Source organism: Lysinibacillus sp. NPDC093712, from assembly GCF_050280025.1.
In the GTDB taxonomy this organism is placed as follows: Bacteria; Bacillota; Bacilli; order Bacillales_A; family Planococcaceae; genus Lysinibacillus.
On record NZ_JBNNUU010000014.1, the window covers coordinates 26,252 to 47,951 of the forward strand.

The following is a 21,700-nucleotide window of genomic DNA, read 5'->3' on the forward strand; positions in this document are numbered from 1 at the left end:
ACTCCACCTACTTCTTTCTATTTAACCATAGTTGATAAACAGCCATTCTACGACCAAAAGGTAGTAGATACCATTCTTTTTCAGCAAGTACTCGTAGTTTTGCAATGCAAGTAATCATCACCATTGCGCCAATACAAACCGCACTGAAGCCAGCAACCACAGCGACAAAGCGTTCAGATAAAAATCCATTTAACAAAGCTGGGGTAAATTGAAGCCAAAGTATTACGACCACTGACATACATAATGATGCAATGCCAAGCTTTTGATAAAAGCTTGCAGGTGCCAATTGAATACCTGTAATTTTCTTTAAGTACAACACGAGCGCTAATGCTGTGAATAAAAGTCCCACATTATTAGCAACAGCAGCGCCTAGAACACCAAACGGTGCAATTGTGAAGACATTTAGTAATACTTTTAATAAAAAACCTACAAATAAAAATAGAGTTGGCATTTTTAATTTCCCAAAACCTTGCAAAATAGCTGTAAATGTCAAAATAATTGACAACGGTACAATTTGTAAAACATATAACATGAGTACTTCTGATAGTGCATCTGTTTTAAATAACATTGCATTAATATAAGGCATGACTAGTATTAGCCCTAGTGAAGCTGCCCAGCCAAACAATACAGAAGCCCTATACGTAAGCTGCATAAACGGCATCGCACTGCGCCCATTTTGCTTGTTAGACATATGTGCAACAAGTGGCACAATAGCAAGGGATAATGAGGCTGCAATGACAACTCCTAGTTGCACCAATGGTTGTCCGCGATCATAAATACCTTTTGTTTCCTTAGCTAATGTCTCGTCCATTCCACTATCTATAAGTAGCGAAAAAATAGTAAATGAATCGACAAGCTGATAGCCAAGCAATAACAAGCTACTCATACTCACACTTAAACTTAGCAATGTCACCTCTTTTAACACAGGAAAGCTTGCTATTCGTTGTTGTTGTTTGCCAATAAAAGAACCAAAGCGTTTTCTAAAAAGAAACGCAATTAATAATAAGCCAACTACTTCTCCGATGACCGTCCCAATAATAGCCATTTGTCCTGCCCCATAGAGGGACTTTGTCGTCGTCATAATTATAAACGTACCAGCCAATATAACGGAAACTCTTACCGTTTGCTCCAGTACTTGTGCATAAGCAATTGGCTCCATAATCCCTCTCGATTGAAAGCCACCCTTAAAAATAGCAAGTGCCGGCATTACTAATACAATAAAAGATCCTGTGCGTAGTAATAGCGCAAGATTGGCATCACCCATCATTTTCGCAAGTACATCTGCTCCAGCAAATAAAACACCAAAAAACACGAATGACAGCACCGTTAAATAACGAAAAATAATCCGCATAATGCTTCGTCTTTTCTGTGTACGTTCTTCCTCATCTACAATACAATCATTATCTGCAAGCATTTTTGAAATAGCTACCGCAAAACCACTTGATGTCCATACTACAAAGATGGATATTACAGGATATACTTGTTGATAAATGTAAAATCCTTCGTCACCAACTAGATTTTGAAAAGGTACACGATAAATTGCGCTTAAAACTTTCACAATGAGGGCTGCAATGGTTAGTAATGCCGCACCCTTCATGTAACTTTTCATACCAAATCGTTCCGACATAAATTGTCCTCTTTCCTTCATTTAACAATGCCAATAGTATAGCATACCTCAAAAGTATGACGCTCACGTTAACACTGTTTCCGCTATCGCCACAGCATTATGTATACAAAAAAAGTTATTGTTTACCCTAAAAGAGTCATGACAATAACTTTCGATGTTCATCAATTATTCATTTGTTTTGCTAAGAAATTAGCAGCTGTTTCCACTACTTTTACTTCTACTTCACCAACAAAATGTACTTTAGATAAAACAATGATACAACCAATTGGATCACCGTTCACCATGATTGGTGTTGCACAATATGATTTAACTTGCTCATATTGTCCAGGAACAATTTCAATAGTTGTTTCCATTTTCTCAATTTTTGTTGAGCGCTCGTCCATAAAACCTTCTGCAAAAGATGTAATACGGCGATTGATATATTCTTTCTTGCCAATCCCTGCAACAGCGATTACTTCGTCTCGGTCTGTTACAAACGCTGGAGTACCTAGCGTTTCATACAATGTTTCTACATACTCACGTGCGAATTCTCCTAAATCATTAATTGGAGAATACTTTTTCAAAATGATTTCACCTTCACGGTCCGTATAAATTTCTAACGGGTCACCTTCGCGAATACGTAGCGTTCTACGAATTTCTTTCGGTATTACCACACGTCCTAAATCATCTATACGACGAACAATTCCTGTTGCTTTCATGCTAAACTGCCTCGCTTTCGTATTCATTAAAATTTTTCTACAACAATAGTATGGTTTTTCTCAAGACAATCTATGCAAAAAATGAACGAAAAGGATTTTGAATCCAACATTATTTTTTTTAATAAAAATTTGTCTTTTCATACAATAAGGCTGAACTTGCCAATTTGTCAACAAGTTCAGCCTTTTTTCACATATTTTTTTTCGATTTTGCAATAATCTGCATTATTTCTTCTAATATATCAAAATGATGGTATTTATTGCATTTACGCTCATCAATTGTCAATATCAACTGCATACTATCCATACCGAAGCCAACAGCTCGCTCAAATTTCATCGTTTCAGTTACAATTTTACTACCATCTACTTTTGCAGAACCCTCTTCAGATATCAAAATAGAGATAACCTTTTGCTTTTCTTTAATAGAGGAAACGCCCATTTCTAAGCCCCAAATTTTCATCCGTGCAATACGCAGTAAACGCGCTGTTTCAATTGGTAAATCACCGAAACGGTCTTGCAATTCTTCAATAATCTCTTCGTATTCATCCACTTGGTCCATCGCTTTAATGCGTTTATACATTTGAATTTTTTGATAACCATCCGGAATATACGTATCAGGAATATAAGCATCGATGTTCAGTAAGATTTCTATCTCTGGCTTCTCCTCTTTTTTCACGCCAGTTTGTCGTTCTGCAATGGCCTCTTCTAGCATTTGCGAGTACAAGTCAAAGCCAACAGAATCAATAAAGCCATGTTGCTGTGCACCTAATAAATTACCAGCTCCACGAATTGATAAGTCACGCATAGCAATTTTAAAACCAGATCCGAGCTCCGTAAATTCTTTAATAGCTTGTAGTCGTTGCTCTGCTACATCTGTCAGTACTTTATCACGCTGATACATAAAGTATGCATATGCTACTCGATTTGATCGACCTACACGACCTCGTAATTGATACAGTTGCGCTAAACCCATTCGATCTGCGTCATGGACAATAAGCGTGTTAACATTAGGAATATCTACTCCAGTCTCGATAATTGTCGTCGTAACGAGAACATCATAATCCCCTTCAATAAAGGCTAAGATGACAGATTCTAATTGTGATTCAGTCATTTTACCGTGTGCATGTCCGATACGCGCTTCAGGGACAAGCGTTTGAATCTCGTCAACCTTCCGTGCCATATCCTCCACTCGATTGTATAAGTAAAATACTTGGCCACCACGTGCCATTTCACGCTCAATTGCTTCTCGTACTAGTGCACCACTATGCTCCATAACATAAGTTTGCACTGGGAAACGGTTTGCAGGAGGCGTTTCAATAACCGATAAATCACGTACACCAACCATAGACATATGCAATGTTCTTGGAATAGGTGTTGCTGTTAAAGTTAACACGTCGACATTCGTTTTCAGCTGTTTAATTTTTTCCTTATGTGTAACACCAAAGCGCTGTTCCTCATCTACAATGAGTAGGCCAAGATCTTGGAACGTTAAATCTTTAGATAATATTCGATGAGTTCCTATTACAATATCAACTTGCCCGTCTTTTAAACCTTTTAACGTTGCTACTTGCTCTTTTTTCGTACGGAAGCGCGATAGTAGACCAACATTAATTGCAAAGTCCTGGAATCTCTCTCGGATCGTCTCGTAGTGCTGCTGCGCTAAAATCGTCGTAGGCACGAGGAAGGCAACTTGTTTACCATCTTGAATGGCTTTAAATGCCGCACGAATGGCTACTTCTGTTTTGCCATATCCTACGTCGCCACATACTAGGCGATCCATTGGGCGTTCTCGTTCCATATCACGCTTTACTTCAATAATTGAACGTAGCTGATCTTCTGTTTCTTCATAAGGGAATGATGTCTCAAAATTACGTTGATCATCATTATCAGGCGCAAAAGCATGCCCTATTTCCGCTTCACGCTTAGCATAGAGCTTAATCAAATCATCTGCAATATCTTGAACGGCAGAGGAAACCTTTGCTTTAGCTTTTTTCCACTCAGCTCCACCTAATTTATGTAGCTTCGGTTCGCGATCTTCAGATGCCACATATTTTTGAATTAAATCGATTTGCTCCACAGGCACATATAATTTATCATCTGCGCGATATCGTATATGCAAGTAATCTTTATGTGTCCCATTGACTACTAGTGTTTCTACACCGATATATTTCCCAATCCCATGGTGCACGTGCACGACATAGTCGCCCGGCTTAATTTCTGTATAGCTTTTAATACGTTCTGCATTTGTCATTTTTTGAGGGCGTGATTTTTTCTTTGCTTGCTGTTTAAATAATTCATCCTCTGTTACGACTGCCAAACGCTGCAAAGGCCATTCAAATCCGCTTGATAATCCGCCCTCTACAATATAGAGGCCAGACTCAGTCGGCTCCCCAATTGTTGCATGAATATCGTATTCCTCGAGCATTTGCTGTACACGATTCACGCGGTTTTTATCCCTAGCTATGATAAGGACCGTAAATTTACCAAGCTGCCAGCGTTCAACTTCATTTTGTAATAATGCCATTTGCCCGTGGAATTGCTGCATCGGCTTACATGAAAAATTAGTTGTCTTATTAAAGGTAATACCAGCAAACGTACGTGAAAATAATGAGAAATATAGCTTCTGCTGTGACAGCATTGCCAAAATCTCCTTTAAAGAAAAGGCTGGCTTCACATCGTGTACCATTTTCCCCTCTTCAATCAGTGATAAAAACCACTCTTCTTCTTCACGCTCCCATGCATCCATTACTTCTTGAATGCGGCCAAGCTCATCAAATAACACGATGCCATCCTGTGCAAAATAATCACCTAAATAAGCCGTTTTATCATATAACAACGAGCCATATTTATTAACGAAATCTGGGAGGTTTCCTTGTTGCAACAGTTCAATATCGTATTGAATATGTTGATACAGAAGCTCTTTCGTCTCCTGTTTCTTTACTTTTTTCAAGCTTGTCGCTAACGCAATTTCTAAACGACCTGCTAAAGCTATTCGTTCTTCCTTTGTCAAAATGACTTCTGACGCAGGTAAAATACGCACTTTTTGTAATTTATCTATTGAACGCTGATCATCTGCAGAAAATGTGCGAATCGAGTCTACTTCCGTATCAAATAACTCTATTCGAATAGGTGCTTCTAAATACGGAGGATATATATCTAAAATGCCTCCACGCAACGCAAATTCACCAGGCGTAGTGACCATTGAGTTACGGACATATCCCATCGCTACGAGCGTTTGGAGCCATTCCTCTATTTGTACTTCCTCGCCTACGGCCGTCTGTAAAAAATAATGTATCCAATGTTCTTTCGGTGGCATCATTTTTCGCAAACCAGCAATAGGTATAATGTAAATGGCTTTTTCACCTCTCGCTAAACAATCAAGCGTTGCAATACGCTCTGCTCGAAGCTCCGGAGAGGCTACTGATAAGTCAGCAGCAATAAACTCATCTGCTGGGTAATAGTGGACATATTCCTCTCCTAATAACCCTACGAGCTCATCCGCCATTTTTTGTGCCTGCAATAAATTGGGTGACACAATATAAATTGGTTTTTGTACATGGTCAAATAACGCATCGACCATAATTGGCCGTGCGCTTCCTGTTAAACCTGTAATGAGCTGAGATGCTGTATTGCCGCTCTGAATCTCCTGTAAAAATGATGTGATATGTTTGTCCTGCGACACAATCTGTCGTAAAACTTCCACAGTCAAAAGCTCCTTTCAGCGCGAAAATTCTAATTATTCAATGTGCTTCATACTATCAATCTAGTACAATATTACACATTTCATTTGTCTAATTATCAAGTTCACCTTTGTGTAATTGTCCTAGTCATTAAACTCTCGGTTTAGAAAACATAACGCACTTATATACATCATGTTTATTATCCTTGCATTACTATTGAAAGCAGCGTTTATTTCTACTTCAAAAAATAAAAACGGAAAAAGCTTTGAACGCACGCAATGTGCGCCAAAGCATCCTTCCACTATTGAATCCATTTATTGAGTGCGTGATAATCTGGATATTGTCTAAGCGAATCCTCACATTGCTCACAAATGCAGTGTACAGTCGTTTGCCCATGTTGATCCTTTTCAACATAATCATCTGCCTCACCTAATTCGAAAATATGCAACTTCCGAATTGTATCATCTGCATCAAATGGTAGTGTTCCTATTTCTACTTCACAATGCCTACAACGGTAGCGAATTGCCATCTCCAAATCATCCTCCTTTAAGCAACTTACTACTTAAAGTATAGACATTTTGGAAAAAGATTATGCACCGTTAAATTGGCTCATCACATCAAGAAATGGTTTTGAAAGAGACGCTTCTATTGCATTAACACTATTATCAATAGCATCTGCCATAACAATATTGTCTTCTTTAGAAAACTTTGATAGCACATAATCCGCTACCTTCATACCAGCCGGTGGACGACTCACACCAATACGAATTCGATTAAATTCCTGTGTTCCTAAATGTTGAATCAAAGATTTAATGCCGTTATGTCCACCCGCACTACCTTTTTGACGCAAACGCAATTTTCCTGTTTCTAAATCTAAATCATCATAGATTACAATTAAATCTTTTACATCAATATCAAAATAGTCCATGAGAGGTCTAACGCATTCACCTGATAAGTTCATATATGTTAAAGGCTTAACAAGTAGAACCTTTCCTTCAGGACGATGTACTGTCGCATACATGCCATTGAATTTTGAAGTTGCTAACGGTGCATCCCACTTTTTAGCTAATGCATCAATTACATCAAACCCAATATTATGTCTTGTATGCTCATAAGGTTTACCTGGATTTCCTAAACCAACGATAATTTTCATAAGTACCTCACTTCTTTCAATCTAATAGTCATTATTTTACCATACTGAGCTATAAGAAAACATTTCGTTCATCCCCGATATGAACAAATATATGTATGATAAAAATTTATCGGTCCGTCGTAAAAACCGTTTATTTTTACTACAACAAAAAAAAGCTATCAAGTCCGTCTTTTACGACTTCCTCGATAGCTTTCCCTTCAAACATACATTTAATCTTATGACTCAACGCTTTCTTCTACTTCAGTATCGTCTACAGAAACAGTTGGCGCCATAATTGTTACTAAAATATGATCATCTTCGTTCACAATTTCAAAATCTACATGATCGCGAATATCCGCTACCATAATACTTTCTCCAATTGCTAGTTTCGTAATATCAATTTCTAATGTATCTGGAATATCAGTAGGTTTAACTTTTATTTTAACTTCCAAATTCGGCTGCATTAAAATGCCACCTTCACCTACACCAGCTGATTCTCCAACAAGTGTTACCGCTACGTCTACTTCTAATTCTTCAGACATATTAATTGCTAAAAAATCTACATGATTCACTTCATCTTTCAGTGTACATCTTTGTACTTCTGATACAACGACATTTACCCTTTCACCATCTAACTCCACCGGAATGACACCATTACGCCCGTTTTTTTGAACGAACTGTCTAAATTCTTTCGCTGAAATAGAAATTGGGGTTGAATCTAGTTTGTAGCCATAAATAACAGCAGGAATGGCTCCCCCTTTTCTAAGTTGGGTTAATGTCGAACGATGCCCAGCTTCGCGCTTATTTACACTTAAGACTGTACTCATACTATACCTTCCCCTTCCAAGAAAAATTATTTATGCCTTAACACTGTTGCCACATACCAATTACAGAATTCAATATAAAAAATGCTACCTTCTGTTATTTGTTTATGACAGTCGCTAAAGGCTTTTATAATATTTACATCTCTATTTTTTAATGAGCGTAAATATTACACAGTAACAAATACTATTATACCCTTTAATTCGAATATTCAAACTTAATAGCTATACAAAAAGGACAAATCTACTCATAAATGTAGATTTGTCCTTTTTTTGTCACACATTATGCTATATCAAATATATATTTATTCTAATTAAAATTAATCGAATAAAGTACTTACTGATTTGTTTTCGTATACACGAGAAATTGCATCTGCCATTAATTTAGCTACTGAAAGCTCTGTAATTTTTGGTGATTTTTTCTCTTCAGAAAGTTGAATTGTATTTGTTACTACTAATTCTTTAATCGCAGAGTTTTCAATACGCTCGATTGCTGGACCTGATAGTACTGGGTGTGAGCAGCAAGCATATACTTCTTTTGCACCAGCAGCACGTAAAGCGTCAGCGCCAATTGTAATTGTACCTGCAGTATCGATAATATCATCAATCAAGATTGCCACTTTACCATCAACATTACCAACGATATTCATCACTTCCGCAACATTTGGTTTTGGACGGCGTTTGTCAATAATTGCAATCGGTGCTTTTAAACGTTCTGCCATTTTACGCGCACGCGTTACTCCACCGTGGTCAGGTGAAACAATTACGATTTCCTCAGAAGGAATACCTTTAGATTTGAAGTAATCAGAAAGTAAAGGTACCGCCATTAAGTGGTCAATTAAAATATCGAAGAAACCTTGGATTTGTGGTGCGTGTAAGTCTAAAACGATAACACGTGTTGCACCAGCCGTTTCAAGTAAGTTTGCCACTAATTTAGCTGTAATTGGCTCACGCGCTTTTGCTTTACGGTCTTGACGAGCATAACCATAATAAGGCATTACAACGTTAACTGTACGAGCAGATGCGCGTTTCACAGCATCTACCATAATTAAAAGCTCCATTAAATGTTCGTTTACAGGTGCAGAAGTAGACTGCACGATAAACACATCACAACCACGAATACTTTCTTCAATACTAATTTGAATCTCTCCATCGCTAAAGTGCTTAACTGAAGATTTCCCTAATTCAACTCCCATTTCTTGCGCAATTTCTTGGGCTAGTGGGTTATTAGAATTGAGTGAAAATATTTTTAATTGTGAGTTTGCATATTGATACGGCATGATGGCCTCCTGTTTATTTGATAATTATTTTGAATTTAATTTGCTTACATAATTCGGTTTGTTTTCTTGTCTTGCACGCGCAATTGCTAGTGCATCCTCAGGAACTTCTTTTGTAATTGTAGATCCTGCTGCAATAAATGAACCTTTTCCAACTTTCACTGGCGCTACTAAGTTAGTATTACATCCTACAAATACATCATCTTCAATAATTGTTTGGAACTTGTTTTTCCCATCATAGTTTACTGTAATAGAACCACAGCCAACATTGACGTTATTACCTATTTCAGCATCTCCAATATAGCTTAAATGAGATACTTTTGTCTCGTTACCTAATTTACTTTTCTTCACTTCTACAAAGTTACCGATTTTAACATGGCTACCGATATCAGAAAGTGGACGAATATGTGCAAACGGTCCAATTGCTGTATCTTCCGCTACAGTGCTTTCTCGTACAACAGATGAATGCACAGAAGTACGGTCTCCAATACGGCTATCGATAATTTGTGTATTTGGGCCGATTAAGCAATCTTCTCCAATTACAGTTGCTCCTTCAATCATAGAGCCTGGTTGAATCACTGTATCACGACCAATTACTGCTTCTGAGCTAATGTACGTAGCATTTGGGTTAATGATTGTCACGCCATTACGCATATGACGCTCATTAATACGCGCACGCATTAACTCTTCCGCTTGTGACAATGCCACACGGTCATTCACACCGAGTGTTTCTTCAAAATCATCCGTTACATAAGCTTCAACGATATCGCCTTGTTTTTGTAAAATTTCAATTACATCAGGTAAATAAAACTCACCCTGTGCATTATCATTTTTCACAAGTTTTAACGTTTCAAATAATGCTTTATTATCGAAGCAATATGTCCCAGTATTTATTTCTTTTACTCGTTGCTGCTCTTCACTTGCATCTTTTTGTTCAACAATTTGCTCCACCTGTCCACCATCGCCACGTAAAATACGACCATAGCCAGTTGGATTTTCAGCAACAGCTGTTAAAATTGTTGCTTTTGCATTTTTTGCTTGATGATGCTCAAATAAAGCTTTCATCGTTTCAGGGCGAATAAGTGGCGTATCACCGCAAACAACTAATGTTGTTCCTTGCTCGCTACCTAAAATTGACTCTGCTTGTTGTACTGCATGTGCTGTACCTAATTGTTCAGCTTGTAAAACATACTCGCTCTTATCTCCAAGTTGTTGTTTTACTTTTTCTGCACCATGTCCTACAACCGTTACGATGCGGTTCACATCTAACGTTTGTATGTGATCCACTACATGCTGTACCATGGGTTTCCCACATACTGGATGGAGCACTTTATATAATTTGGACTTCATACGTGTACCTTGACCTGCAGCCAAAATGACAGCAAAAATATTGCTCATCAGTAAGTCCTCCAATACGCTCATTTTCTCTTATGACTATATAGCAAAATTCATCTATTTTCAAGGCATGTAGAATTGACTAAACGGTGAATTCCTAAATCAAACACACCTTATGCTCGAATGTAATGAGCTATACACTACAATTTGCTGTTTTTCTCTTTTTTGAAAAATAAAAAGAACTCCTCAATGATTGAAGAGTTCTTTTTATTTTCTTCCGCCAAAAGGATACTTATTTGTAAATAACCTTTAAACGAGCATTTATTTTCATAAAACTATACGCCAATTCCTTCTAATTCAGCTGCTTGTTCCGACTCTGGCACATCGCTAGAGTTATGATAAGCATTTAAAATAATCTCTTGAATTTTGTTACGTGTCGTCGAGTTGATAGGATGCGCAATATCTCTAAATTCGCCATCTGGTGTACGTTTACTCGGCATAGCGACGAATAAGCCTGTATTCCCATCAATAACGCGGATATCATGTACCACAAACTCATTGTCGAGTGTAATGGAAGCAATCGCACGCATGCGACCATCCGTTTGTACATGACGTAATCTTACATCAGTAACTTCCATTTTCTCACCACCTCTCATCTTAGATGCCTAAATGAAAATATTATATTCATATTACCGAATATTTCCCTTTTTATAGTCTACCAAATTTTCTAAAAAATTTGAATACTTCATTTTTAATTCGTTATAATATTTTCTCTAGTTTACGGTAAATTTGACAATTGTTTGTCAAAATTTTAAAAATAATTAATTACGCGGGATTATTACTCCTTTTTAGCCTTCTAGAAAAGCCCCTCTTAAAAATCTGTGACATGCAACGGATTCATTAATTTGTTTCAGCAGAGGTTTAAGCCCACTCTGAAATCAGTGCATATTTAGTTTTTATCCGCCTCTTTTAGAATTAGAAGGCATATGCTACAGCTAGGTAATAAAAGCCCTATAATAGAGCTTTCAGCCTGTTCATAAAAATTAATGCTACTAAATTAGAATTACGCTACCAACGTGTTCAGCTGGTTGGAGTAAAACGCCACGACTTCTGCGTAGAACAGCACGCAACGTAATGCGCAACAAACCGCACGTTAGCGAGTTGTGGCTTACAGAGTGCAGGGCAGAAGCCGCCACACGCAACGTAAAGCAATGGCAGTATAAATCTATAATAAAAGAATAAAAGCCCTTTAAAAGAGCTTCTGTTCTTTTAAAGGGCTACTAATTTTTATTTTACGATTGCGATAACTTCTATTTCTACTTTCACATCTTTTGGTAAACGTGCTACTTCCACTGCTGAACGAGCTGGTTTATGCTCTCCAAAATGACTTGCATATACTTCATTCATTGCAACAAAGTCATTCATATCCTTCATAAAGACTGTTGTTTTTACTACATTGTCTAGTGATGAGCCTGCAGCCTCTAGTACTGCCTTTAAATTAGCAAATACTTGGTGTGTTTGAGCGACAATATCACCCTCTACTAATTCGCCTGCTGCAGTTAATGGAATTTGACCTGAACTATAAAACATCCCGTTAACGATCATTCCTTGTGCATATGGTCCAATTGCTGCTGGTGCATTCGTTGTAGATACTACATTCATTTGTCATTTCTCCCTTTTTGTAAAATAATTGCCTTCACTTAATGCAATCGTACGATCTTTTTCATTGACCTCATGAAGCTTTACAAGTGAATAGTAATCATCTACTAAAGTTTCGTCTGCATGCTCTGCCTCAACTAGCACAGCGATGCCTGCTAATTGACAGTCAAACTCTTCTAATAGATTCTTCATGCCGTTCATCGTACCACCGACCTTCATAAAGTCATCGGTAATAAGTACACGCTGTCCACTTTTCATGCTTCTTTTAGATAATACCATTGTCTGAATTCTTCGAGAAGAACCAGATACATAGTTTATACTAACTGTAGAGCCTTCTGTTACTTTGCTATCTCTACGAACGACAACAACTGGAACATTTAAATGCCTTGCAATGGCATGGGCAATAGATATTCCCTTTGTTGCTACTGTCATAATAACATCGATTTGCTGGTCAGCAAATGCAGATGCAAAAACCTTCCCAACTCGATTAATTAAATCTGGATTGCCCAATAAATCCGTCATAAATAAATAGCCACCAGGTAACAAACGATCTGAATGTTCAAGCTCAGCTTTTAAATCCTGGATGACTAAACGAACTTCCTCTTCGGACATTTTAGGAATATACTTCACACCACCTGCTGCTCCTGGCACTGTTACCAATAACCCGATTCCTTTTTCTTCGAAAGTTTCTTTAACAATCGTTAAATCTTCGCTAATCGAAGACTTTGCGGATTGATATAATTCTGAAAAATAAGTTAGCGGGATCAGCTGATGTGGATGTTCTAGTAAATAGTACGTCATATCAACTAGTCGTTCACTACGCTTCCATTTCATGCGACCCTCTCCTAAACACGAATATTTATAGGTAAAATTAACACAATTATGCGTTTTTAAGCAAGCGTATTACGCTCCCCTAATATGCGCACAGCATATACTTCTTCACAAAAACCTCGTAAGCCATTGTATATTCGGCTCACTCTGGCCTCAGTATCCACGAGACCAAAGACCGTTGGACCGCTTCCGCTCATTAACGTCGCATCTGCCCCAAAACGTTTCATCTGTTCTTTTAACATAATAACTTCCGGATGTAACTTAAATGTTACAGTTTCCAAAACATTTCCTAAAGATGCACATAATAGCTCATAACTTTCTGTTTCAATTGCTTGGATCATTTGCTTTGTATTAGGATGCTCAAGCCCTTCAACCTTTAAGCCACCATATACTTCTGCTGTTGACACCCCGATTTTAGGCTTAGCTAACACGACCCAACAGCTTGGCGGTGCAGGTAATTCTTGAATTTTCTCCCCTCGCCCAGTTGCTAGTGCAGTACCTCCGTAGACACAAAAAGAAACGTCTGAACCGATTTTAGCACCGAGCTCCGCTAGCTCGTCTATTGATAGTTTTAAATTCCAAAGCTCATTTAAACCTTTTAGCGTTGCCGCTGCATCGCTACTGCCTCCTGCAAGACCTGCCGCAATCGGTATTTCTTTTTCAATTGTAATGGATACACCTTGTCTAATGCCGTATGTATCTTTTATAAGACGCGCTGCTTGGTAAGCAAAATTGCGGTGATCATTTGGTACAAAATTATCCGTTGAAATAATTTCAATTACTCCATCTTCTCGAGATTCTAAGCTAATGCGATCTGCCAAATCGACAGTCGTCATGACCATCTCCACTTCGTGATAATTATCTGGTCGTTTATATAGAACATCTAATGTTAAATTAATTTTTGCAGGCGCCTTTACATAAAGCATCTTACTTCCTCCCTCATATACTACACGCATAAACAGCCGTTCATTTTTCGCGCAAGATAATTCATTTTATTTTACCATAATGAGAAAGCAAACTGAAAAAAGAACCGTTTTAAAAACGGTTCTCTCTCGTCAGTTGTTTTGTTGTGTTCAGCATCGGCTCAATTCCTAGCTGAATGAAGTAAAAAATGTAAGCAAGTTATTTTATGCGAAGTACACTACTTACGCTCTTGCTCACTGCTTGCTCTTTCCGCCATCTCAATGGCACGTTTCACCATATTACCAGCATCTCGAGCTTTAATTCCGCCCCAACCTTCTTTTTGCACAACATCATAAAATCCAAGTTCTTTGGCGATCTCTTCTTTTAAACGAGGTGACATGATTCCCTTTCTAGGCATGCAAACTCCTCCTTTAACAACTGACGAAATTAGTATGTCCGATAAAACGAAAAACACTCATGTAGTTTTTAACATACATGAGTGCTTCAAAATATAGAAATAAGTACTAGAAACTATTTCGCGACAGCAGCCTGTGCTTCGTCTAAAAATGTAATCTCTACTGCCTCAGTTAAAATATCTGTGTAGCTATACGATACGCGCTTGCACGTATTGTCTTCTTGATCAAGTTCAACTACAAAAATTGCGCGATATGTTTCACGCAATATCCCTGCACACTCGACCGTTTTCTTGCGACCTCCGTTTGCTTTTAACTGCAAACGTTTACCCAAATGACAATCCAACGACTTTTTAATGTCCGCTAAAGTTTTTGGCATTTTCGCTTACACCTCACTATTAACTAGTATAAGGGATACGCCCAAAAATGTCAACAAAATATAATATTTTATCAGCCCTTTATAAATGTTGTCAACTTATTTTTTTTAAAAAAATACGTTTTTTTTAATTTCGACTGAAAATGTAACATATTTTTTCAATTTGCAAAGGTTGGATATAAGGCATCCGCTAACTTACCAAACTCTTGAATTGACAGCGTCTCACCGCGACGAGTTGGCTCTATATTCACAGATTCTAAAGCTGCAATTATTTTTTCTTTGTTTGCTTTACCATTTGGTAGAGCCGATTGTAAATTATTTAAAATTGTTTTACGGCGCTGTACAAATGAAGCGCGTGTTACGACGAAAAGGAAATCCTCGTCAATAACGTTTACCGGTGGCTCATTATGCTTAATAAGGCGAATAACTGCTGAATCTACATTTGGTTGTGGCATAAAAACAGTTTTCGGCACGGTCATAGCAATTTCAGCCTTTACATAATACTGAATTGCAATAGATAGTGAACCATATTCTTTTGTTCCTGGTTTTGCTGTAATGCGATCAGCGACTTCCTTCTGCATCATCACGACAAATCCACGAATTGGTAAACGATCATTTAGCAATTTCATTAAAATAGGCGTCGTAACATAATAAGGCAAATTAGCTACAACCATAATATCTTCAATGCCTGGCATTTCTTCCTCAATGACCTTCGCCACATCAGCCTTTAAAATATCCGAATGAACGATAGACACGTTATTATATGGACTTAACGTATCTGCTAGTACTGGTAATAAGCGCTGATCTATTTCAAACGATACGACTTTTTTTGCGCTACGTGCTAGATGCTCTGTTAATGCGCCAATGCCTGGACCCACTTCAATTGCGCCACTATTTTCCGTTAAATTTGCATGGCTAACGATGTTTCTTAAAATATTTGGATCAATTAAAAAATTTTGGCCTAAACTTTTTTTAAACGAAAATCCATATTTCTTCAAAATTTCCTGTGTTCGAATCGGTGTTGCAATATCCTTATGCATTATTTTCCTCCTGATCTACCTGTGCGACAGCTGCACCAAATTGCAGTTCTGTTATTTGAAACATTTTCAATCTTTTATGAAGTTGTTTACCATTTGTTGCACCTATATTTAAAATTTCTCCTAGACGATCTCGGCGGCTTTTCGCCGATGGATGACCAATTAAGCGAGCAGTCATTAAATCTTCTAGTGTAATATCATCAGCAATGGGCTCAGTGCTATTTGGCGTATAAACAAGACTTAACGCCTCACGAATATCCTCATCTGCCGCATGCTCAATACCTAAACCTTTACCATTCTTCGCAATTGTTTTGGATTTTGGTAAAAAGGCATGTTTAACACCTTGTACGTGTTGTTCAATAATTGCTCGAATTCGGCGTCCTGGATAATCAGGGTCTGTGAACACTATGACACCTCGTTTATCCTGTGCATGCTGAATACGTTTAAGCGTCTCTTCTGAAATAGCAGATCCATTCGTTTCAATCGTATCTGCCTGAACAGCTCGCTTAATGGCGGTTGTATCATCTTTTCCTTCAACGACAATCACTTCTTGTATTTGCAAAAAGGCTCCTCTTTTCTACCTTATCTTCAGACCATTTTACAACTGCCCTGTATGATTGTACAGAAATACAAAGCTATTGCGTCGTATACAAGAAAAAAGCTTTCCTGCCAGTCAATACAGGAAAGCCAATGCTTAGTGAAAACATTTTGATATTTTTTACATTTTTTTTAATTTAATACTTTAATACGCACTTTCTTGCGTCCCCAATTACGAGCTTGTGCATCTGATTGTACTAGTATGTCGATCTTATTACCCTTAATTGACCCACCAGTATCCCCAGCAATCGCTGTTCCATAGCCTTCAACCCAAACTTTTGAGCCTAGTTTAATAACAGATGGATCTACTGCAATTACCCTTAAGCCAGAATCTGAACGTAAGTTAATGCCAGTAGCTGATGTTCCTGAACAACCCTTACAGTAAGGTGTATACGCGGTTGCAGTTACATAAAACTCTTTTCCACTAGATGGCTCCGCTGAACCACGAGACACAGTTGTAGTGCTTGCTACTAATTGTTTAGTACCAACGGCAACTACTTGTTTCTTTGGCTCATTTATGACTTTTTCAGATTGTAAATTTTTCGCGACAATTTTGCCGTTTTCTTTAACGACTTCATACGTTCGAGAAATTTTACCCTTCTCGCCCGTAGTTACTACTTTTTGTTTCCCTTTTAGCAAAGAAGCATCCTGCTTCTTTTCAATTGCGAAATCTAATGAGTCTTCCACTACATCGATAACCTTTTCTACGCGAACTACTGCGATTTTACTCTCTGGAGTGATAACGTCCTCCAGATTATTCTCGACACGATCGAATTCATTTAGCTGAATTCCCTGTTGTTTTAAAAAGTTAGCGACCGTAGTCGAAGTGGACCAAACTTGTCTATTTTCTAAACCATCGACAAGCGTTACCTGAAACGCTTTTTGAATATCGATTTTGTTATCTGCTCCTACTTCTGTATCCAAGCTTTGCTTTAATGTATCATGCTCTGATACTTCGATATTTGCTTCCTTCAAAATGTTCTTCACTAGTTTTTCAGTTGTCCAAACTTTTGACTGATTTCCATCAACTGAAATTGTTACTTCTTTTGCCTGTTCCCAAGTAATTGCTAATCCATTAACAATTTTGGCATTCAGAGAGGGTGATATTTTATCATGCGCTGCTACGTCTATATTTTGATTTTGTAATAGTTCTTCTACAGTTTTGGCATGTGTTGCTACTTCAATTGCTTCCCCGTTAGCGCTAAGCGTTACGGTTTTTTTAGTACCTTGGTAAAGTACGAATGAAATTACTGATACAAACAGGACAAGTGAAACAATTCTTATCACTGTTTGCTTACTCCTCAATGATCCTAAGAACAAGTTTTTCATGGAATTATTTGACATGAAAAAACGCCTCCTTAATACAAAGTTGGATTATACGGACTAGAATTAGCACTGTCAACCCGATTGTATTTCAAAAAAATTTGACCATGCTATTTTAGCCAACCGCAAACACAGTATTGGAGGCACTTTAGCTAGTTAATCGTCAATCCTAAAAAATTTTTTTGCATTGGCAGTCGTTACTTGAGCAACTTCCTCAATTGATATTTCTCTTAAACGTGCAATTTCCTCTGCAACTAACGGCACCAATGCTGGTTCGTTACGTTTACCGCGATAGGGATGTGGCGCTAAATATGGCGCATCTGTTTCAATCATTAAATGCTCTAAAGGTATTTCCATTGCGACTTCCTTCGGCATACGTGCATTTTTAAAAGTCACTGGTCCACCAAGACTAATCATAAAATTCATCCCAATGCATTGACGGGCAGTTTCTACACTTCCGCTATAACAATGCATTACACCTCCAACAGAAGCTGCGTTTTCCTCGCGCAAAATGTTGACTACATCTGCTGTTGCCTCTCTGTTATGAATAATAATTGGTAAATTTACTTTTTGCGCTAAATGAATTTGCTTGCGAAAAAGGGCTTGTTGAACATCCTTTGGTGATTTATCCCAATAATAGTCTAATCCCGTTTCGCCAATTCCGACGACCTTAGGATGTGCTGCCAATTCTTCGATCCATTTTAAATCCTCTTCAGTACAATCTATGGCATCTACTGGATGCCAACCAATAACACCATAAATAAAATCATATTGCTCTACTAATTCCATAGTTTTTTCAATCGTTTTACGATCAAATCCTACAACTACCATAGTTTCAACTTTTGCTTCAAGAGCTCGATCGATGACTTCTTGTAAGTCTTCTTTATACTGCTCTGCATTCAAATGTACATGTGTATCGATAAACATTGCCATTCTCCTAACATTGATTTTATTAAAAATTATTATTTCATATTTTGCATCAGTATTACAAATTTGTTACAAACAATTTAGTATTGTGACAATACACATATATATATTCGCCATAACTATTACCATATACCTAAAATTCGTCAATTTACGCATTGCATAAATTATCCTAAAATAATTAAATAGCCATTTTTAGTCCAAATTTACAATGGCCTGCTGAATATTTTCTACTCAGCAGGCCATTCTTCGTTTTTTATTTTACCTTTGCACCATTTTCAAGTTTTGGATCAACGGATGCAAGCTTTAAAATTCCATCTTTTTCGCCAGCTAATATCATTCCTTGTGACAATTCACCACGTAACTTAACAGGTTTTAGGTTTGCAACTACGATTACTTTTTGCCCGACTAATTCTTCAGCAGAATAGTACTTTGCAATACCTGAAACTACTTGGCGTTGCTCATAACCAAGGTCAACCTGAAGCTTTAATAATTTATCTGCTTTAGGGACTTGCTCACATGCTGTAACCGTTGCCACACGTAAGTCAACTTTCATAAAATCATCAATTGAAATTTCCGGAATTTCTGGAACCTCAACAGCTTTTGATTCTACGCTAGGTTCTTCCTCCTGAGAAGTTTTTACTGAGCCACGCATTTCCTCTCGAATATAAGTAATTTCAATTTCGCTATCTAAACGAGGGAAAATTGGCGTTCCTTTTTCTACCACTTTAATGTTTGCTGGAATAGTATTACCGAATGTTTCAATTGTTTCCCATGCTAAGAATTTGTCATCTAGACCCAATTGTTGGATAATACGTGTCGGTGTAGATGTCATAAATGGTTGTAACATGACTGCAATATGTTGCAAGCTCTCTGCCAAATTTCGCATAACAGCCCCTAATTTTGGTTTATCCGCCTCATCTTTAGCAAGAACCCATGGTTGTGTTTCATCAATGTATTTATTTGTGCGTGATACTAGCGTCCATAGGTCGGCTAATACGACACTAAATTGCATTTTTTCCATACTTTCTTCATATTTAATACGTACTGATTCTGCTTGCACTTTTAATGCCTCATCAAATTCAGTAGATTGAAGATTTTCTGTAGGAATATTGCCATCAAAATATTTGTTAATCATTGAAATCGTACGGTTTAATAAATTGCCTAAATCATTTGCTAAGTCGAAATTTGTTCGCTCAACAAACGATTCTGGAGAAAATACACCGTCAGAGCCAAATGGAAGCTCTCTTAATAGGAAGTAACGCGTTGCATCTAATCCATAACGCTCGATCAGCATCTCAGGATATACAACATTTCCTTTTGATTTAGACATTTTACCGTCCTTCATCATAATAAATCCATGTGCGAAAACTTTTTTAGGTAATGGTAAATCAAGAGCCATTAAGAATATTGGCCAATAGATTGTATGGAAACGTACAATATCTTTTCCAACTACATGCACGTCCGCTGGCCAATATCTATTAAATAACGTTTCATCATCTGATAAGTACCCTAAAGAAGTAATATAATTTGTTAACGCATCTACCCAAACATAAATTACGTGTTTTGGGTCTCCAGGCACTTTTATACCCCAATCGAATGAAGTACGTGAAACTGATAAATCTTCAAGCCCTGGTTTAATAAAGTTGTTAATCATTTCATTTTTACGTGATTCTGGCTCGATGAAATCAGGATTTTCTTCATAATAAGCTAATAGTCGATCAGCATATTTCTTCATATTAAAGAAGTAAGATTCCTCTTTCACTTTGTGTACGGCACGTCCACAGTCTGGACATTTACCATCTTCTAATTGAGTCTCTGTAAAGAATGACTCACAAGGTGTACAGTACCAGCCTTCATACTCACCTTTATAAATATCGCCGTTATCTAAAAACTTTTGGAAAATCCTTTCGACAGTTTTTGTATGACGTTCCTCTGTTGTTTGAATGAAATCATCATATGAAATGTCCATTAATGACCAAAGTTTTTTTGCTGCTTCGGCAATCTCATTTACATATTCCTGAGGATGCTTGCCAGCTTCTGCTGCTTTTTCTTGAATTTTTTGTCCGTGTTCATCCATCCCTGTTAAGAAACGTACATCATATCCACGTAAACGTTTATAACGTGCTATCGTATCAGACGCCACTGTCGTGTACGCAGTACCAATATGAAATTTTCCACTTGGATAATAAATCGGGGTTGTTATATAGAATGTTTTGTTTTGTTCGCTCACGAGAACTGCCTCCAATGTTTCACAGTATAATATCTATTCTATCGAAGTACGAAATTCGTTTCAATGAAAGTTTATTGAATGCGAAAATTGTCGAATATTATACTAATCCATTTAATGTATTTTATAAGAAGCTTTTTTACTATAAAATAAAATCTATAATAAAAACCTTTTAAAAAAATTGAAATAACAGTTTTCTTCTCAAAAATTTTTACAAATAAGAGATTATTACTGTATTAATTAATTGACGTTTATGGCATTACTTGGTATGATAACTATCAGACAAAGAAATAATGTCGAAATTTGACGAAATACAATATAACTTTTATTTATAGGAGGAAAAATAATTATGAAATCAACAGGAATTGTTCGTAAAGTCGATGAATTAGGTCGTGTGGTAATTCCAATCGAACTTCGCCGTACATTAGGTATTGCTGAAAAAGACGCTTTAGAAATCTACGTAGATGATGACAAAATCATCCTAAAAAAATATATGCCTAATATGACATGTGCTGTTACTGGCGAAGTTTCTGATGATAACTTCCGTCTAGTTGGAGGCAAATTAATTTTAAGTCCTGAAGGCGCAGAAATGTTAATGAAAGAAATCCAATCTAGCCTAAAAAAATAATTTCTTTCTAGCACCTAAATCGAGAACAAAGATTTAGGTGTTTTTATTATTTGATAAAAATTTCTTTTTATAATGGAAAAGTAATATACATGATTCCCTTATAATGTCCATGTCAGACATCTTTTATTAAGATTACTCTTTTTTACAATTATTATCAATTTTAAATATTTTATTTTAACAAATAAAATTACAACATTTTGTAAAATTTTGTA

General features: G+C 37.1%; 20 protein-coding genes. 1 reads left to right on the forward strand and 19 read right to left on the reverse strand.

The genetic code is table 11. From position 1 onward, the window contains the following. Positions 1 to 7: 7 nt before the first annotated feature. From ACQKNX_RS24780 to metG, 19 genes are all read right to left on the reverse strand, one after another. Positions 8 to 1,627 carry a putative polysaccharide biosynthesis protein gene (locus ACQKNX_RS24780; protein WP_427431221.1) on the reverse strand — a complete coding sequence of 540 codons (1,620 nt, stop codon included), beginning with the start codon at positions 1,625 to 1,627 and terminating at the stop codon, positions 8 to 10. Between the two features lie 161 nt (positions 1,628 to 1,788). After that, positions 1,789 to 2,325: a stage V sporulation protein T gene (spoVT, locus tag ACQKNX_RS24785; RefSeq protein ID WP_107896456.1), complete on the reverse strand. Its 537-nt coding sequence runs from the start codon at positions 2,323 to 2,325 to the stop codon at positions 1,789 to 1,791. 187 nt (positions 2,326 to 2,512) lie between these two features. Next, positions 2,513 to 6,025, reverse strand: a complete 3,513-nt coding sequence (gene mfd / locus ACQKNX_RS24790) for a transcription-repair coupling factor (RefSeq protein ID WP_427431222.1) — start codon at positions 6,023 to 6,025, stop codon at positions 2,513 to 2,515. A 278-nt stretch (positions 6,026 to 6,303) separates the two neighbouring features. Beyond that, the gene (locus tag ACQKNX_RS24795; RefSeq protein ID WP_228134495.1) at positions 6,304 to 6,531 is read right to left on the reverse strand and encodes an anti-sigma-F factor Fin; all 228 of its coding nucleotides are present in this window, start codon (positions 6,529 to 6,531) and stop codon (positions 6,304 to 6,306) included. A gap of 60 nt (positions 6,532 to 6,591) precedes the next feature. Next, a complete protein-coding gene (gene pth, locus ACQKNX_RS24800; protein ID WP_340821444.1) occupies positions 6,592 to 7,155 on the reverse strand; it encodes an aminoacyl-tRNA hydrolase in 564 nt (187 codons plus the stop codon). Positions 7,156 to 7,370: 215 nt separating this feature from the next. Continuing rightward, the gene (locus ACQKNX_RS24805; protein ID WP_427431223.1) at positions 7,371 to 7,961 is read right to left on the reverse strand and encodes a 50S ribosomal protein L25/general stress protein Ctc; all 591 of its coding nucleotides are present in this window, start codon (positions 7,959 to 7,961) and stop codon (positions 7,371 to 7,373) included. A gap of 314 nt (positions 7,962 to 8,275) precedes the next feature. Further along, positions 8,276 to 9,235 carry a ribose-phosphate diphosphokinase gene (locus tag ACQKNX_RS24810; RefSeq protein ID WP_340821447.1) on the reverse strand — a complete coding sequence of 320 codons (960 nt, stop codon included), beginning with the start codon at positions 9,233 to 9,235 and terminating at the stop codon, positions 8,276 to 8,278. 24 nt (positions 9,236 to 9,259) lie between these two features. Beyond that, on the reverse strand, positions 9,260 to 10,630 hold the full coding sequence (glmU, locus tag ACQKNX_RS24815; protein WP_427431224.1) for a bifunctional UDP-N-acetylglucosamine diphosphorylase/glucosamine-1-phosphate N-acetyltransferase GlmU: 1,371 nt from the start codon (positions 10,628 to 10,630) through the stop codon (positions 9,260 to 9,262). A 272-nt stretch (positions 10,631 to 10,902) separates the two neighbouring features. Continuing rightward, the gene (gene spoVG, locus ACQKNX_RS24820) at positions 10,903 to 11,205 is read right to left on the reverse strand and encodes a septation regulator SpoVG (protein WP_427431225.1); all 303 of its coding nucleotides are present in this window, start codon (positions 11,203 to 11,205) and stop codon (positions 10,903 to 10,905) included. A gap of 649 nt (positions 11,206 to 11,854) precedes the next feature. Next, entirely contained in the window at positions 11,855 to 12,229 is a 375-nt protein-coding gene (locus ACQKNX_RS24825) for a RidA family protein (protein WP_340821450.1), read from the reverse strand. A gap of 3 nt (positions 12,230 to 12,232) precedes the next feature. Then, on the reverse strand, positions 12,233 to 13,060 hold the full coding sequence (gene purR, locus ACQKNX_RS24830) for a pur operon repressor (RefSeq protein ID WP_427431226.1): 828 nt from the start codon (positions 13,058 to 13,060) through the stop codon (positions 12,233 to 12,235). Between the two features lie 56 nt (positions 13,061 to 13,116). Continuing rightward, positions 13,117 to 13,983, reverse strand: coding sequence for a 4-(cytidine 5'-diphospho)-2-C-methyl-D-erythritol kinase (gene ispE, locus ACQKNX_RS24835; RefSeq protein WP_340821452.1), 867 nt, complete (start codon positions 13,981 to 13,983; stop codon positions 13,117 to 13,119). A gap of 215 nt (positions 13,984 to 14,198) precedes the next feature. Next, positions 14,199 to 14,378, reverse strand: coding sequence for a small, acid-soluble spore protein, alpha/beta type (locus ACQKNX_RS24840; protein WP_004229193.1), 180 nt, complete (start codon positions 14,376 to 14,378; stop codon positions 14,199 to 14,201). A 113-nt stretch (positions 14,379 to 14,491) separates the two neighbouring features. After that, positions 14,492 to 14,752: a biofilm formation stimulator Veg gene (gene veg, locus ACQKNX_RS24845; protein ID WP_010857021.1), complete on the reverse strand. Its 261-nt coding sequence runs from the start codon at positions 14,750 to 14,752 to the stop codon at positions 14,492 to 14,494. A 155-nt stretch (positions 14,753 to 14,907) separates the two neighbouring features. Beyond that, complete coding sequence (gene rsmA / locus ACQKNX_RS24850; protein ID WP_427431227.1) at positions 14,908 to 15,789, reverse strand: 16S rRNA (adenine(1518)-N(6)/adenine(1519)-N(6))-dimethyltransferase RsmA; 882 nt, start codon at positions 15,787 to 15,789, stop codon at positions 14,908 to 14,910. Further along, positions 15,782 to 16,348 (reverse strand): ribonuclease M5, encoded by a 567-nt coding sequence (gene rnmV, locus ACQKNX_RS24855; protein ID WP_340821454.1) that lies wholly within the window; start codon positions 16,346 to 16,348, stop codon positions 15,782 to 15,784. Before rnmV ends, rsmA begins: the two co-directional genes overlap by 8 nt. A 167-nt stretch (positions 16,349 to 16,515) precedes the next feature. Next, positions 16,516 to 17,727, reverse strand: a complete 1,212-nt coding sequence (locus tag ACQKNX_RS24860) for a ubiquitin-like domain-containing protein (protein WP_427431228.1) — start codon at positions 17,725 to 17,727, stop codon at positions 16,516 to 16,518. Between the two features lie 135 nt (positions 17,728 to 17,862). Beyond that, a complete protein-coding gene (locus ACQKNX_RS24865; protein ID WP_427431229.1) occupies positions 17,863 to 18,633 on the reverse strand; it encodes a TatD family hydrolase in 771 nt (256 codons plus the stop codon). Between the two features lie 253 nt (positions 18,634 to 18,886). After that, positions 18,887 to 20,863 (reverse strand): methionine--tRNA ligase, encoded by a 1,977-nt coding sequence (metG, locus tag ACQKNX_RS24870; protein ID WP_427431230.1) that lies wholly within the window; start codon positions 20,861 to 20,863, stop codon positions 18,887 to 18,889. Positions 20,864 to 21,209: 346 nt separating this feature from the next. On the opposite strand from metG, the gene ACQKNX_RS24875 reads away from it, so the two are divergent. Then, the gene (locus ACQKNX_RS24875) at positions 21,210 to 21,488 is read left to right on the forward strand and encodes an AbrB/MazE/SpoVT family DNA-binding domain-containing protein (protein WP_024362580.1); all 279 of its coding nucleotides are present in this window, start codon (positions 21,210 to 21,212) and stop codon (positions 21,486 to 21,488) included. Positions 21,489 to 21,700: the final 212 nt, after the last annotated feature.

What these genes read in the sequence shown, in the direction of transcription:
- ACQKNX_RS24780 (WP_427431221.1), bottom strand. Translation starts at nt 1,627, where the DNA reads ATGTCGGAACGATTTGGTATGAAAAGTTACATGAAGGGTGCGGCATTA.
- spoVT (WP_107896456.1), bottom strand. Translation starts at nt 2,325, where the DNA reads ATGAAAGCAACAGGAATTGTTCGTCGTATAGATGATTTAGGACGTGTG.
- ACQKNX_RS24795 (WP_228134495.1), bottom strand. Translation starts at nt 6,531, where the DNA reads ATGGCAATTCGCTACCGTTGTAGGCATTGTGAAGTAGAAATAGGAACA.
- pth (WP_340821444.1), bottom strand. Translation starts at nt 7,155, where the DNA reads ATGAAAATTATCGTTGGTTTAGGAAATCCAGGTAAACCTTATGAGCAT.
- ACQKNX_RS24805 (WP_427431223.1), bottom strand. Translation starts at nt 7,961, where the DNA reads ATGAGTACAGTCTTAAGTGTAAATAAGCGCGAAGCTGGGCATCGTTCG.
- ACQKNX_RS24810 (WP_340821447.1), bottom strand. Translation starts at nt 9,235, where the DNA reads ATGCCGTATCAATATGCAAACTCACAATTAAAAATATTTTCACTCAAT.
- glmU (WP_427431224.1), bottom strand. Translation starts at nt 10,630, where the DNA reads ATGAGCAATATTTTTGCTGTCATTTTGGCTGCAGGTCAAGGTACACGT.
- spoVG (WP_427431225.1), bottom strand. Translation starts at nt 11,205, where the DNA reads ATGGAAGTTACTGATGTAAGATTACGTCATGTACAAACGGATGGTCGC.
- ACQKNX_RS24825 (WP_340821450.1), bottom strand. Translation starts at nt 12,229, where the DNA reads ATGAATGTAGTATCTACAACGAATGCACCAGCAGCAATTGGACCATAT.
- purR (WP_427431226.1), bottom strand. Translation starts at nt 13,060, where the DNA reads ATGAAATGGAAGCGTAGTGAACGACTAGTTGATATGACGTACTATTTA.
- ispE (WP_340821452.1), bottom strand. Translation starts at nt 13,983, where the DNA reads ATGCTTTATGTAAAGGCGCCTGCAAAAATTAATTTAACATTAGATGTT.
- ACQKNX_RS24840 (WP_004229193.1), bottom strand. Translation starts at nt 14,378, where the DNA reads ATGCCTAGAAAGGGAATCATGTCACCTCGTTTAAAAGAAGAGATCGCC.
- veg (WP_010857021.1), bottom strand. Translation starts at nt 14,752, where the DNA reads ATGCCAAAAACTTTAGCGGACATTAAAAAGTCGTTGGATTGTCATTTG.
- rsmA (WP_427431227.1), bottom strand. Translation starts at nt 15,789, where the DNA reads ATGCATAAGGATATTGCAACACCGATTCGAACACAGGAAATTTTGAAG.
- ACQKNX_RS24860 (WP_427431228.1), bottom strand. Translation starts at nt 17,727, where the DNA reads ATGTCAAATAATTCCATGAAAAACTTGTTCTTAGGATCATTGAGGAGT.
- ACQKNX_RS24865 (WP_427431229.1), bottom strand. Translation starts at nt 18,633, where the DNA reads ATGTTTATCGATACACATGTACATTTGAATGCAGAGCAGTATAAAGAA.
- ACQKNX_RS24875 (WP_024362580.1), top strand. Translation starts at nt 21,210, where the DNA reads ATGAAATCAACAGGAATTGTTCGTAAAGTCGATGAATTAGGTCGTGTG.